This window comes from Streptomyces sp. NPDC102437, from assembly GCF_044765565.1.
Lineage (GTDB): Bacteria > Actinomycetota > Actinomycetes > Streptomycetales > Streptomycetaceae > Streptomyces.
In genome coordinates this window covers 190,562-203,772 of the sequence record NZ_JBIWKI010000011.1, presented here as the reverse complement: position 1 = coordinate 203,772, position 13,211 = coordinate 190,562, and the positions used below count along the sequence as shown (strand labels likewise).

Here is a 13,211-nt window from a genome sequence, read left to right as displayed (position 1 = left end):
GTCCTCAGCCCTTGAGGCCGCCCGCGAAGCCCTTGATCACATAGCGTTGGAGGACCACGAAGACGATCAGGATCGGCAGTGCGGCGAGCACCAGTCCGGCGAAGACGAGCCCGTAGTCCGAAACGTACTGGCCGACGAACGCGAAGATGCCCACCGGCACGGTCTCCTTGTCGGAGCCGCCCAGGTAGAGCAGCGGTGTGAAGAAGTCGTTCCAGATGAATACCGCGTTCAGGATGATCACGGTGCCGGTGATGGGGCGCAGCAGCGGGAAGACGATCCGGGTGAACGCCTGCCGGTGGTTGCAGCCGTCGATCAGCGCGGCCTGGGCGTAGTCCTGCGGCAGGGCGCGGATGAATCCGGTGTACAGGAAGACGGTGAACGGCAGTTGGATACCGGTGTAGAAGAGCACCATGCCCTGGTACGTGCCGAGCCAGCCGAGGTCGTCGACGAGCTTGTACAGCGGGATCATGCCGAGCTGGAACGGCAGCACGATACCCAGCAGGAACAGGATGTACAGCCCGTAGCCGAGGCCGCGGGCGCACCGCGCGAGGTAGTAGGCACCGGTGGAACCGACGACGATCAGGAGCAGCAGACTGACGACGGTGATGACCGTGCTGTTGAGCAGTGCGGGCCCCAGCGACGCGGAGGACCAGGCGTCGCCGAAGTTGCCGAAGGTGGGCGGCGAGGGCAGCGAGAGGGGCGACTCGGAGATCTGCCGGGGGTCCTTCATCGCCAGGGTGATCAGGGCGTACACCGGGAACAGGAAGACGACGGCGACGGCGATCATGACCAGTTCGAGGGCGTACTGCCCGTACCGCGGTCTGCGGCTCCCGCGGCCGGCCTTCCGGTTCGCCGGTCCGCGGGCCGTTGCGACGCTCACGCGGTGACCTCCCTCGCACGCAGATAACGGAGCTGGACCAGGGAGACCGCAGCGACGAACAGCGCGAGGACCAGGGCCACGGCGGTGCTGTAGCCGAACTTCCCGTAGACGAACGCCTCCTTGTACAGGACGGTCGACAGGGTCTCGCTGGAGGTGCCGGGACCGCCGTTGGTGGCGGCGTAGACCTGGTCGAAGAGTTTGAGACCGCCGATGGTCGACAGCATCAGGTTGATCGTCAGCGCCGGGGCCAGCAGCGGCCAGGTGACATAGCGGAAGCGCTGCCAGGAACCCGCCCCGTCGATCCTCGCGGCCTCGTGGAGTTCGGCGGGCACGCCCTGGAGCCCGGCCAGGAAGACGACCATCGAGTAGCCCGCGTACTGCCACACGACCATCGCCGCGACGGACCACAGGGCGAGCGAGGGATCGCCGAGCCAGTCCTGACGCAGCCCGCCGAGTCCGACGGCGCCGAGCAGTCCGTTGAGCCCGGCGCCGTTCTCCGGGTTGTAGACGTACTTCCACAGGATCGCGACCATGACGGGGCTGACCACGGCCGGTGCGAAGAAGATGAGCCGCAGCACCGCGCGGGACTTGATGTTGGCGTGGACACCGAGCGCCAGCAGCAGGCCGATGCCGTTCTGGACGACGACCACGGCGATGGTCAGGAGCAGGGTGTTGGTGACGGACTCCAGGGCGCGGCTGTCGTCGAGCAGGGCGCGGAAATTGTCCACGCCGGTGAAGGTGAAGCCGCCGATGCCCGACCAGTCGGTGAAGGCGTACATCACTCCGGCGAGGCTCGGGTAGAGCACGACGACGGCGTAGACGACGAGGGCCGGGACGACGAAGAGCCAGGGCGGGACGGTGTGGTCGCGGCGCCGGGCGGGCCGGCCGTGACCCGTTCGTGGAACGTCCCCGGCTGCGGTGACCACGCCGGGGACAGTCTTCTGGGGGGTGCTCGTCACGATTTCTTCCCGTAGGCCTCGTCCATCTGTCCCAGGGCCCCGTCGACGTCCGTCTTCCCGGCGAGCAGATTCTGCACGGCGGCGAAGTGGGCGGGCTGTACCTCGGCGTTGGGCCAGCTCTGGTCCATGAAGGGGACCGCCCGGTTGTCGTCGATGACGGGCAGGAAGTCGGAGAGGACCGGGTCGATCTTCGTCGAGGCATTGCGCTTGAACGGGATCGCGGCCACGGACTGTGCCCAGCGGTCGACGTTCTCCTGCTTTCCGAGGAATTCGATGAACGCCTTCGCCGCGGCCGACTTCCTGGACCGCGCCGAGACGCCGAGCCCGACGACGATGCCCGCCGGGATCCACAGTTTCGCGGGGTCGTCACCACCGGGGAAGGGGAACATGCCGAGGTCCTCCGGGGTCCGGGCGGCCTGGCGGAAGTTGGCGAGTACGGCGGAGACCTGGACGGCCATGGCGGCCTTGCCACCGGCGACCATCGAGGTCTGCTGCTCGTACGTCGTTCCGTTGGGGTTCTCGTTGAAGAAGCCCCGGCGCTGGAGTTCCTGGTACTTGCCCATGGCGTCGGCCCACCCGGAGCCGCGGAAGTGCGCCTTGCCGGCGGCCATTTCGGCGTCGAACCCGGGGTTCTTCGCATAGACGGCGTTGGGGACCAGCGCGTACGTGATCAGCTGGGTGACCCAGGCCGTCTGTGCGCCGAGTGCGATCGGGATGATGCTCTTGGCCTTCAACTTGGCGCAGACGTCCAGGAGTTCGCTCCACGTCCGGGGCGGTTCCACTCCGGCCTTGGCGAAGGCCTTCTTGTTGTAGATGGCGCCGATGGCGCTGCTGCCCGCCGAGTAGAGATACGTTTTTCCTTCCCGCTGGTAAGCAGGGTGGAAGTTCGCCGGAACCTCCTTGGTCCATGCCTGGTCGCTGAGGTCGGCGAGCAGTCCCGCCTTGGCCAGCTCGACCATGGACATGGCGCTGCCACTGCCCGGGTAGAGCACGTGCACATCCGGGGCGTTGCCCCCCGCGAGTTGGGTGCGCAGCACCGTCTGCACCTGGTCCGTGGGTGCGAAGGAGGTGGCGAACGTGTCGTCGGGATGGGACTTGCGGTAGAGGCCGACGAGTTCCTGTATCGGCTTCTGCTGGTCGGCGACGCCGACGACGCGCAGCTTGCCGGCGCCGCCGCCGGAGTCCGAGCAGGCGGTCAGAACGGGTGGCAGGGCGGCGAGCGCCGCGACCCCGCCGCCGATCCGGAGAAATCCCCGGCGGCCGACCGTGCTTCGGCCCGGCCGGGAGTGAGAACCCGTCGTCATGGTGTGCCCTCCTCGTACGAACGGGCGAACGAAGGTTTCGTCGCCGGTCCTGATGTGCGTCGGCTCGGGGTGAGCGACAGCGGCAGTTCCGCCCCGGGCGGCCCCGCGTGGCAGTCCGCCGGGGGATGGGCCGCGGTGAAGCGGTAGGCGCCCGAGGACACACGGTGGACCACGTGGTCGGAAGCGGTCGCGATCAGCGTGATGTGGCGGTCGTCGGCGCCCGGCACCAGGCCCGATTCGCGGACCGAGCCGGGGTCCGTGGTGGGCACGTGCACATCGGCGGTGGCGCCGGGCGGCACCTGGACACGCAGGGAGATCCGGTCGCCCTGCCGCTCCCAGGCCACCCTCACGGTGCCGCGCACGGACTCGTGGTGGGCGCTCGCGTGGCGCAGGCCGCCGGGGCGTGGCCGGATCCGCAGGTGCCGGTAGCCCGTGGAGTCCGGCGCCTGGTCCAGGCCGGCGACACCGCGGTAGAGCCATTCGCCGATCGAGCCGAGCGCGTAATGGTTGAAGGAGTTCATCGACGGTGCCCGGAAGCCCGTGTCCGGGGTCCAGCCGTCCCAGCGTTCCCAGATCGTGGTGGCGCCGTGCCGCAGTGGGAACCGCCAGGAAGGCACCTCGTCGCGGAGCAGGAGCGCATGGGCGAGGTCGGCCCGTCCGTGGTCGCCCAGGACGGGCGCGGCGAGCGCCACCCCGAGGAATCCCGTCAGCAGGGCGGGTCCGGCCGACTCGATGAGTTCGGCGAGACGGCGGGCGGCCGCCTCGGCGAGCCCGGCGGGCAGCAGATCGAAGGCGAGCGCGACGAGATACCCGGTCTGGGTGTCACCGGCGACGCGTACGGACAGGCCGCCCGCGTCGCCCTCGGCGGTCACGAACCGCTCGGTGAACGTACGGCGGATGTCGTCCGCCAGCCGGTGGTAGCGCTCACCGGTGTCCTTCTGCCCGAGCACCTCGGCGGCCTGAGCGGTGAGCCGGGCGCTCTGCGCGAAGTACGCGGTGGCGATCACGTCGCGCGGGGTGGGGGTGCCCGGGGCGAGCCAGTCGGAGAAGTGCGGGCCCACCCGGTCGCGCCAGATCAGACCGGGATTGTGGCGATGGATCAGGTCGACCCAGGCGCACATGCCTTCCAGGGCCCGGGAGAGGAACCGCGGGTCGTCGTAGACGCGGTAGAGGTGCCACGGGACGATCACCCCCGCATCGGCCCAGCCGGGCGCCCCCTCGTCCGCGACGCCCACGAGTCGCGGAGCGACATTGGTGAACCCGCCGTCGGGGGTGCGGGCGTCGTCGACATCGCGCAGCCACTTGGTGAAGAACGCGGCGACATCCGCGTTGAGCGCGGCGGTGGGCAGGAATACCTGCGCGTCCGCGAGCCAGCCGAGCCGCTCGTCGCGCTGCGGACAGTCCGTGGGCACGCTCACGAAGTTCGAACGCTGCCCCCAGGCCACACAGTCGTGGAGCCGTCTCAGCTCGGCGTCCGAGCAGTCGAACTCCCCGGCCCACGGGGTGTCGCTGTGCAGCGCCACGGCGACGACATCGGCCTCGGCCAGCTCGGGCACGCCGCTGACCTCCGCGTACCGGAACCCGTGATACGTGAAGCGCGGCTCGAACACGATCTGTTCGCGCCCGTCCCCGACGAGCACATCGGTCGCTGCGGCGGTGCGCAGATTGGCTGTGTAGAGCCGCCCCGCGCCGTCCAGGACCTCGGCGTGCCGGATCACCACCCGGGCCCCGGCCGCGAGCCGGCGCACCCTCAGCCGTACACGTCCGGCGAGGTTCTGGCCGAAGTCGACGACGTGGGTGCCGGGGGAGACGCGGTCGACCGAGCGCGGGCGCAGTTCGGTCATCGCCCTCACGGGCTCGTCGGCGGAGGCCACCAGCAGGCGGTGATCGGCGTCGGTGACCTGGGCGGGGGACCAGCCGGAGTCGTCGAAGCCGGGCAGTTCCCAGCCATCGGCGGAGCGCCGGAGGTCATGGCACTCGCCCATCAGCAGATCCGCGTGACGGATCACCCCGGTGGCGGTGCGCCAGGTGTCGTCGGTGACCAGCACGGAGCCCCGGCCGCCCGCCCCGGTCAGGTGGAGTTCGGCCAGGAATTGGGGGTACGAGCCGTAGTGGGCCCCTGCCCGGCGCGGCTCGAAGCCGACGAATCCGCTCCACCAGCCGTCGGCGAGGGTGGCCGAGAGGACGTTCTCGCCGTCCCGCAGCGACGCGGTCACGTCGTACGTCTGGTACTGCACGCGGTGGTGGTAGTCGGTCCAGCCGGGCGCGAGTTCGGCGTCACCGACCCGTTCGCCGTTGAGCCGGACCTCGTACAGGCCGCGCGCGCTGACGTACAGCCTGGCCCGGGTACCGGCCGACGCGGTGAAGGCCCGGCGCAGCACCGGGCACGCGGCGAGCCCATGGTCGTCGAGGGCGAACTCGCCCTCGGTAGGCGCATCCATGACCTCGACCGGGCGCGGGTCGTGGGTGATCCACGAGGCCCGCCAGTCGGTCCGGGTGAAGCCGGTCTCGAACCACGAGCCGTCCTCGGCGGGCGTGTTTGACCCGGCCGGCCACACCGAGACCCACCAGTGGAAGCGTGTACGGCCCGGCAGAGCCGGACCGGCGTAGTCGACGGCCGTGGCCCCGGGATCGGCCACCCGGCCGGTGTCCCAGAGGAGTCGGCCGCCCCCGTCCGGATCGTCCGGATCTCCGGCGTGCTCGGTGACGCGGACCCGGTAGGCCACCGGGTCGTCGCCACGAATGTCGGAGGCCAGCCGCCAGGAGAGCCGGGGCGCGGGTTCGTCGATCCCGAGCGGGGTGGTGCGGTGTTCGCACCGCAGGGCGTAGGGACGCAGCCTCCGGGCCTCCGGAGGGCCGGTGACCGGCCCTCCGGAGGGGCGGCCGGCGGGGACACCCGTTGCCGGGGAACCGGACACGAACACGTCCTTCCGTCGCACCGAATTTCCCGATGTGAAATCTAACGTTATTTCTGTGGCGTGGAGACTATGAGCCGCCTTCAGGGGTGTCAAGGGTGTTGCCGACCTGGGAGCAGTCGCGTCGGTGAAGGGCTGATGTTCCCTCAACTAACCGCCTGTGAACGGCAATATGACCACTCGTAGGTGGTCTTGTGGCGTGTGTTCCCTCTGTGATATTCACCCTGTGATTACCACATGGACGGGCGTGAAATCACGCGCCGATCCCATCTCGTACCGGACGGAATCCCGCCCGACGAAGGGACGAGTTTCATGAAAATGAACAGAGCGTCAAGTGGTACCGGAGGGTTAGGAAGACGGGCGATGCTCGGCGGAACGGTCGGCATGGCCCTGGCCGCGTCCGGCGTGTCGGCCGGCCGGGCCTGGGGTGACACACCCTTCCACGAGGACCCGTTCACCCTGGGCGTCGCGTCCGGCGATCCGTGGCCGGACGGGGTCGTCCTGTGGACCCGCCTCGCCCCCCATCCCCTCGCTCCCGACGGCAGCGGCGGCATGCCGCCGTACGCCGTCGACGTGCAGTGGGAGGTCGCCCGCGACGACCGCTTCCGGTCCGTCGTACGCCGGGGACGGACCCGGGCGGTGCCCGAGCTCGCCCACTCCGTCCACGTGGAGGTCTCCGGACTCCAGCCGGACCGGCACTACTACTACCGCTTCCGCGCCGGCCGCGTGCACAGCCCGGTCGGACGGACCCGCACCGCGCCCCCGCCCAACAGCCGGCCCAGGGAGCTCGACTTCGCCTTCGTCTCCTGCCAGGCGTGGTTCGAGGGCTTCTACACCGCCTACCGGCACCTCGCCGAGGAGGACGTCGACCTGGTCCTGCACCTCGGCGACTACGTCTACGAGAACGCCATCGACGCCATGGGGGGCGTGCGCAACGTCCCCGTGGCCGCCGAGCTGCGGCCCGAGCCGATGAACCTCGTCCAGTACCGCAACCGCCACGCCCTCCACCGCTTCGACCCCGACCTCATCGCCGCCCACCAGGCCCACCCGTTCGCTCTCGTCTGGGACGACCACGAGGTCGAGGACAACTGGGCGCGCGACAAGTCCAAGGCCGACACCGAGCCCGACCAGGACCCGGCGGTCTTCCGCGAGCGCGCGGCGGCAGCCTTCCAGGCCTACTACGAGCACCTCCCGCTGCGGCTGCCGAACAAGCCGAACGGCTTCGAGGCACGCATGTACCGCCGTCTGCGCTACGGGCGGATGGCCACCTTCCACATCCTCGACACCCGGCTCTTCCGCGACGACCAGCCCTGCGGCGACGGCACCAGGAGCGGCTGCGACGAACGGCTGACCCCGGGCCGCACCATCCTCGGTCCCGAGCAGGAACAGTGGCTCTTCAACGGCCTCGGACGCTCCGACGCGACGTGGAACATGATCTCCCAGCAGATACCCGTGACCCAGGTCGACACCGATCCCGGCCCCGGCCAGGCATTCGTGATGGACTTCTGGGACGGTTACGTGGACGCCCGCCAACGGCTGTTCAAGGAGCTCACCGACCGCAGTGTGAGCAACCCGGTCGTCCTCACCGGCGACATGCACCGCCACCTCGCCGCCGATCTCAAGCAGAACTTCGACGATCCGGAATCACCGACGCTCGGTGTCGAATTCGTCGGTTCGTCCATCTCCACCACCAAGGACGGAATGGACCTGGACCCCTCCGGCGCCAGGCTGCTCGCGGCCAACGAGCACATAAAGTTCACGAACTTCCAGCGTGGATACGTGCACTGCTCACTGACCCGGGACAGCTGCCGCGCCGACTTCAAGGTGCTGCCGTACGTCACCACCCCCGGCGCACCCATCTCGACCCGGACCTCCTACGTGACCGAGGCCGGTCATCCAGGGCTCCAGGAGGCCTGAGGAAACACCCACCGAGCGGTGCCCCGGGAACGGGGCGCCGCCCGCGCGGCTCCCCGGGGTCAGGACTCGCGCGTCGCCGCCATCCCCAGGGTGACCAGGCCGAGCACCACCCAACCGAACCAGAGCCAGCCGCTGCTCCCCAGGGCCACCGTGTAGGCGGTGACCACGACCAGGGCGGTCAGCGTGAGCACTCCCATGGCCTTCGTGGATCCGGACATGCCCGCACCCTCCTCATCGGCCGTGCGGCCGTGGATGCCATCGTCACCCCTGAGGCATGCCCACCGCTACTGCCCGCGTGCCTGCAATGAGGCGAGATAGGCGTTGTACGCCTGCAGCTCCTGGTCACCGTCCCGGTCGGCCCGGCGGTCCGAGCGCTTCGCCGTCCGCTGCTCGGAGCGGTACCACTGGAAGACCAGTGCGATCAGCACCAGCACCGAGGGGATCTCACTGAAGGCCCAGGCGATACCGCCCGCCCAGCCCTGATCGCTCAGCGCGTCGATGCCCAGCGAGGCCGGCGGATGCTGGTACGTCCCCACCATCGGGGTGGTCGCCATCATCAGCGCGATACCGAAGAACGCGTGGAACGGCATCCCGGCGAACAGCTCCAGCATCCGCATCACATAGCCGGGGCGGTGCGGCCCCGGGTCGACGCCCATGATCGGCCAGAAGAACACCAGACCGACCGCGAGGAAGTGCACCATCATCGCGATGTGACCGGTCTTCGAGCCCATCAGGAAGTCGAAGAGCGGGGTGAAGTACAGCCCGTACAGGCTGGCGATGAAGAGCGGGATCGTGAAGGCCGGATGCGTGATGATCTTCATGTACCTGCTGTGAAGCAGCTTGAGCAGCAGCTCGCGCGGCCCCGTGCGGCCACGGCCCGCGACCGGCAGCGCACGCAGCGCCAACGTCACCGGAGCGCCCAGGAGCAGCAGGATCGGCGACAGCATGCTGATCACCATGTGCTGCACCATGTGCACGCTGAACATGACCATGCCGTAGTCGTTGAGCCTGGTGCACATCACCAGGGCGATGCTCAGCACGCCGACGACGAAGAACACGATCCGGCCGACCGGCCAGTCGTCCCCGCGTCTGCGCAGCCGCAGCACGGCGTATGCGTACAGGCCGATGCCGAGTACGCAGCCGATGAGGAAGAACGGGTCCGCGGAGAATTGGAGTCCACGTCCCAGCGTGAACGGCGGCAGATCCATGTTCATGCCGTGCCCGCTGTGATCCATCTGTTCACTCCTGCTGGGGGCATCCCCGTTTCGTGCCGGTTGTCCCGACCAGAGTAGAACTGCCCCCGGCCGCAGCTGCGGCCGGGGGCAGTCCGAAGAACGAGGTGTCGCTCAGAGCACGCACTCCGCCTCGGCGTACCGCTCGGCCGGGACCGTCTTCAGCGTCTCCACGGCCTCGCTCAGCGGAACCATCACGATGTCCGTGCCGCGCAGCGCCGTCAGCATGCCGAATTCGCCGCGGTGCGCCGCCTCCACCGCGTGCCAGCCGAAGCGGGTGGCGAGCACCCGGTCGTACGCGGTCGGCGTGCCACCGCGCTGCACATGGCCGAGGATCACCGGGCGGGCCTCCTTGCCCAGGCGCCGCTCCAGCTCGCCGGAGAGCTGCGTGGCCATGCCGGCGAACCGCTCGTGCCCGTAGATGTCCTTGGTGCCCTGCTCGATCTCCATCGACGTGCCCTCGCGGGGCTTGGCGCCCTCGGCGACGACGACGATCGCGAACTTCTTGCCGGCCGAGAAACGCCGGCCGACCACCTCGGTCAGCTCGTCGATGTCGAAGGGGCGCTCCGGCACGACGATGGCGTGCGCGCCGGCCGCCATGCCCGAGTGCAGGGCGATCCAGCCGGTGTGGCGGCCCATGACCTCGACGATCAGCACCCGCTGGTGCGATTCGGCGGTCGTCTTGAGCCGGTCGAGCGCCTCGGTCGCGACACCGACGGCGGTGTCGAAGCCGAAGGTCACATCCGTGGAGGCGATGTCGTTGTCGATGGTCTTCGGTACGCCGACGATCGGCAGCCCCGCCTCGGAGAGCAGGTTGGCCGCCTTCAGCGTGCCCTCGCCGCCGATCGGGATGATCGCGTCGAGACCGAGGTCGGAGACATGGCCCCTCGCCTGCGCCACACCCCCGCGCAGATGGGCGGGCTGGACCCGGGAGGAGCCGAGGATCGTGCCGCCCCGGGCGAGGATGCCGCCGACCGCGTCGAGGTCGAGCTTGCGGTAGTCGCCCTCCAGGAGGCCCTTCCAGCCGTCGTGGAAGCCGATGACCTCGTCGCCGTGGTCCACCACCGCGCGATGAACGACGGAACGGATGACGGCATTGAGGCCGGGGCAGTCGCCGCCGGAGGTGAGAACACCAATTCGCATTGCCCGGGAAACCTTTGCAACGTGGGCCGACGACCGGACCACGTCGTCCGGTTGGATCCCCGCCACCCTACCGGCGCAGGGTGGCGGGACCGAACCGGGCGTCCGCCTGCTGGACTCCGCTCAGACGAGCGAAAACCGCCTCATCAGGCGGGCTGTGTCGCCGACGCGATGCGCTCCGCGCGCAGCGCCTCGTACCACCGGTCGTCCGTCGGCGGCAGGGCGTTCACATCGAGGGCCAGCTTCAGCAGCAGGTCCGCGATCAGCGGGTTGCGCGCCATGACGGGGCCGTGCATGTACGTACCGAAGACGGTGTCGTTGTACGCGCCCTCGGTGCCGTCGCCGGTGCCGTTGCCCCGGCCGAGCTGCACCCGGGCGAACGGCCGCGCCGTCGGGCCGAGATGCGTGACGCCCTGGTGGTTCTCGAACCCGGTCAGCGGCGGCAGGCCGAGGTTCGGGTCGATGTCGGCCAGTACGTCACCGACACACCGGGCACCCTCGCCGCGCGTGGAGACCACGTCGAGCAGTCCCAGACCGGGCTCGCGCTCACCGAGGTCGTTGATGAACTCGTGGCCGAGGATCTGGTAACCGGCGCAGACCGAGAAGATGATCGCGCCGTTCGACGCGGCCCGGCTGAGCCCGCCGTCGCGGCGCAGCCGCTCCGCCGCGAGCCGCTGCGGCCGGTCCTCGCCGCCGCCGATCAGATAGATGTCGCCGGACGTCGGGACCGGCTGGTCGCTGCGCACGTCGACGCGCTGCACGTCGAGACCGCGCTGCCGGGCCCGGCGCTCCACCACCAGCGCGTTGCCCTGGTCGCCGTAGGTGCTGAGGAGGTCGGGGTAGACCCAGACCAGACGCAGACCGTTGCTCATGCTTCGTCCTCTCCGGAGGTGGCCGGGGCCGGGGTCAGTTGCCGACACGACGGCGCAGATCCTGGAAGGCGGTGTAGTTGGCGATGACCTCGATACGGCCGGGTGGGGCCTGTTGCACGGCCTCGTCGAGGTTCTCGCAGACCCGGAAGTCGAGACCGGCCACTTCGAGCCGGACCGCCAGGTCCAGCTTGCGGTCGCCGAGCACGAAGATCGGGTGACCGGCGAGCTGGGTGTAGTCCACGTCCCACAGCCAGGAGGTGTCCGTGCCGTCCGCGCCGCGGGCGTTGACGGAGAGGATCACCGGCGTGGGCGGCGGGTCGATCAGGGAGAACGTCTCCAGCCAGCCCGCCGGGTTCTTCGCCAGCAGCAGCCGCAGCTCACGGCTGAGGAAGGACACCACGTCGTAGCGGCCCGCGACGGCCTGCACCTGGTACATGCGCTCCAGCGCGACCTGCGGCGGCACACCGAAGACGGCGGCCACGGCGGCGGAGCTGGTGGCGTTGGCCTTGTTGGCGCGGCCGGGCAGCTGGAGGTGGATCGGCCACGCCGAACCGTGCGGGTCCAGGACGTAGTCGCCGTGCAGGACCCAGCTGGGAGCGGGCCGGCGGAATCCGCACTCGCCGCAGAACCAGTCGTCGCCGGGGCGCTGCATCACACCGCCGCAGGACGGGCAGGACCAGGCGTCGTCCTTCCACGCCTGCCCCGCCGCGACCCACACCACATTCGGGGAGGAGGAGGCCGCCCAGACGATCAGCGGGTCGTCGGCGTTCGCGATGATCACGGCCTTCGAACCGGACAGCCCCTCACGCCACTTCTCCGCCAGCATCCGGGTCTCCGCCGCGCGGTCCAGCTGGTCGCGGGAGAGGTTGAGCAGTGCGATCACCTTGGGCGTCGTGTCGCGTGCGACCCCGGCGAGGTACTTCTCGTCCACCTCGATCACGCCGTACCGCGCGTCCGAGCCGCCTGCCAGCGCGGAGGTGATGCCCGCCGGCATGTTGGCGCCGAGCGCGTTCGACACCACCGGGCCCGCGGCCCGCAGCGCCTCGGCGATCAGCCGGGTGGTCGTCGTCTTGCCGTTCGTCGCCGACACGAGGATCACGTCCAGGTGCTGCGCCAGCCGCCCCAGCAGGTCGGGGTCGAGCTTGAGCGCCACCCGGCCGCCGATCACCGATCCGCTGCCGCGCCCAGCGGCGCGTGACACCGCCGCCGCGGCCTTGCCCGCCGTCACGGCCAGCTTGGCCCGTGGCGACAGCGGCTCCGTGTTGCCTGCCATCGTCCTAGATCCTCCTTGCATCGGTCCACGCCCAGCCTATCGATGTCCGGCGCGACGGCCGCACCCTGGCACCGCCGGGAAGGTGGAGGTCACGTGGAACGTACGATTGCGGCCATGCGAAACCGCCCGATCCCCGGCAGTTCCGGACTGATCCGTGCCATGAGCCTGCTCGGCGATCCGGTGCTGCACGGGAGCTGTGAACCCGTCACGGACTTCGGTCCCACGCTCGCCCGGCTGGTCGAGGACATGTACGCCACCATGTACGCGGCCGAGGGCGTCGGCCTCGCGGCCAACCAGATCGGCGTCCCCCTGCGGGTGTTCGTCTACGACTGCCCGGACGACGACGACATCCGTCACCTCGGGCACCTCGTCAACCCCAGGCTCGTCGAGGCCGACGGCATCACCGTACGTGGCCCGGAGGGCTGCCTCTCGCTGCCCGGCCTCGAAGCGGGCACCCCGCGGTTCGACCGGGCCGTGGTCGAGGGCTTCACGGCCGACGGCGAGCCGGTCCGGGTCACCGGCACCGGGTTCTTCGCGCGCTGCCTGCAGCACGAGTGCGACCATCTCGAAGGCAAGGTCTACACGGACCGGTTGACCGGGTTGCGCCGCAGGAGGGCGCTGCGGGCGGCCGGCCGGGCGCCCTGGGCGCGCACCGGTCGGGCCACGTCCGGGGTCTGAGGCTGTCGGGAGGTTCCGACCAAAGACCGCCCGACGGCCGC

The 13,211-nt window shown here is 70.0% G+C and carries 11 protein-coding genes; 2 read left to right on the top strand and 9 right to left on the bottom strand.

The genetic code is table 11. The annotated features are described in order from the left end of the window. Positions 1–4 precede the first annotated feature (4 nt). From ACIRJP_RS16765 to ACIRJP_RS16750, 4 genes are read right to left on the bottom strand one after another with little or no spacing between them, the layout of a single operon-like run. Positions 5–880, bottom strand: a complete 876-nt coding sequence (locus ACIRJP_RS16765; RefSeq protein ID WP_404173900.1) for a carbohydrate ABC transporter permease — start codon at positions 878–880, stop codon at positions 5–7. Next, positions 877–1,839, bottom strand: coding sequence for a carbohydrate ABC transporter permease (locus ACIRJP_RS16760; RefSeq protein ID WP_404173897.1), 963 nt, complete (start codon positions 1,837–1,839; stop codon positions 877–879). The genes ACIRJP_RS16765 and ACIRJP_RS16760 overlap by 4 nt, the downstream gene beginning before the upstream one ends. Next, positions 1,836–3,143 (bottom strand): extracellular solute-binding protein, encoded by a 1,308-nt coding sequence (locus ACIRJP_RS16755; RefSeq protein WP_404173895.1) that lies wholly within the window; start codon positions 3,141–3,143, stop codon positions 1,836–1,838. Before ACIRJP_RS16755 ends, ACIRJP_RS16760 begins: the two co-directional genes overlap by 4 nt. Then, positions 3,140–6,061: a family 78 glycoside hydrolase catalytic domain gene (locus tag ACIRJP_RS16750; RefSeq protein ID WP_404173891.1), complete on the bottom strand. Its 2,922-nt coding sequence runs from the start codon at positions 6,059–6,061 to the stop codon at positions 3,140–3,142. The genes ACIRJP_RS16755 and ACIRJP_RS16750 overlap by 4 nt, the downstream gene beginning before the upstream one ends. Positions 6,062–6,421: 360 nt before the next feature. On the opposite strand from ACIRJP_RS16750, the gene ACIRJP_RS16745 reads away from it, so the two are divergent. Further along, positions 6,422–7,975 (top strand): alkaline phosphatase D family protein, encoded by a 1,554-nt coding sequence (locus tag ACIRJP_RS16745; protein ID WP_404173888.1) that lies wholly within the window; start codon positions 6,422–6,424, stop codon positions 7,973–7,975. Positions 7,976–8,034: 59 nt separating this feature from the next. Here the strand turns inward: ACIRJP_RS16745 and ACIRJP_RS16740 are convergent, their stop codons facing one another. The 5 genes from ACIRJP_RS16740 to ACIRJP_RS16720 all read right to left on the bottom strand — a co-directional run bounded on the left by ACIRJP_RS16740 (position 8,035) and on the right by ACIRJP_RS16720 (position 12,492). Then, complete coding sequence (locus ACIRJP_RS16740; RefSeq protein ID WP_404173885.1) at positions 8,035–8,193, bottom strand: hypothetical protein; 159 nt, start codon at positions 8,191–8,193, stop codon at positions 8,035–8,037. Positions 8,194–8,259: 66 nt separating this feature from the next. Continuing rightward, positions 8,260–9,210, bottom strand: coding sequence for a cytochrome c oxidase assembly protein (locus ACIRJP_RS16735; RefSeq protein WP_404173882.1), 951 nt, complete (start codon positions 9,208–9,210; stop codon positions 8,260–8,262). Between the two features lie 111 nt (positions 9,211–9,321). Beyond that, positions 9,322–10,350 carry a 6-phosphofructokinase gene (locus tag ACIRJP_RS16730; protein WP_404173879.1) on the bottom strand — a complete coding sequence of 343 codons (1,029 nt, stop codon included), beginning with the start codon at positions 10,348–10,350 and terminating at the stop codon, positions 9,322–9,324. Between the two features lie 143 nt (positions 10,351–10,493). Continuing rightward, a complete protein-coding gene (locus tag ACIRJP_RS16725; RefSeq protein WP_351253798.1) occupies positions 10,494–11,219 on the bottom strand; it encodes a glutamine amidotransferase in 726 nt (241 codons plus the stop codon). Positions 11,220–11,253: 34 nt separating this feature from the next. Continuing rightward, positions 11,254–12,492, bottom strand: a complete 1,239-nt coding sequence (locus ACIRJP_RS16720) for a MurT ligase domain-containing protein (protein ID WP_404173876.1) — start codon at positions 12,490–12,492, stop codon at positions 11,254–11,256. A gap of 114 nt (positions 12,493–12,606) precedes the next feature. Here ACIRJP_RS16720 and def point away from each other — a divergent pair, with 114 nt between their 5' ends. After that, a complete protein-coding gene (gene def, locus ACIRJP_RS16715) occupies positions 12,607–13,170 on the top strand; it encodes a peptide deformylase (RefSeq protein WP_404173872.1) in 564 nt (187 codons plus the stop codon). Positions 13,171–13,211: the final 41 nt, after the last annotated feature.

Bases quoted from the DNA above. Each gene is read 5' to 3' on its own strand.
- ACIRJP_RS16755 (WP_404173895.1), bottom strand. From the start codon at position 3,143: ATGACGACGGGTTCTCACTCCCGGCCGGGCCGAAGCACGGTCGGCCGC.
- ACIRJP_RS16745 (WP_404173888.1), top strand. From the start codon at position 6,422: ATGCTCGGCGGAACGGTCGGCATGGCCCTGGCCGCGTCCGGCGTGTCG.
- ACIRJP_RS16740 (WP_404173885.1), bottom strand. From the start codon at position 8,193: ATGTCCGGATCCACGAAGGCCATGGGAGTGCTCACGCTGACCGCCCTG.
- ACIRJP_RS16735 (WP_404173882.1), bottom strand. From the start codon at position 9,210: ATGGATCACAGCGGGCACGGCATGAACATGGATCTGCCGCCGTTCACG.
- ACIRJP_RS16730 (WP_404173879.1), bottom strand. From the start codon at position 10,350: ATGCGAATTGGTGTTCTCACCTCCGGCGGCGACTGCCCCGGCCTCAAT.
- ACIRJP_RS16725 (WP_351253798.1), bottom strand. From the start codon at position 11,219: ATGAGCAACGGTCTGCGTCTGGTCTGGGTCTACCCCGACCTCCTCAGC.
- ACIRJP_RS16720 (WP_404173876.1), bottom strand. From the start codon at position 12,492: ATGGCAGGCAACACGGAGCCGCTGTCGCCACGGGCCAAGCTGGCCGTG.
- def (WP_404173872.1), top strand. From the start codon at position 12,607: ATGCGAAACCGCCCGATCCCCGGCAGTTCCGGACTGATCCGTGCCATG.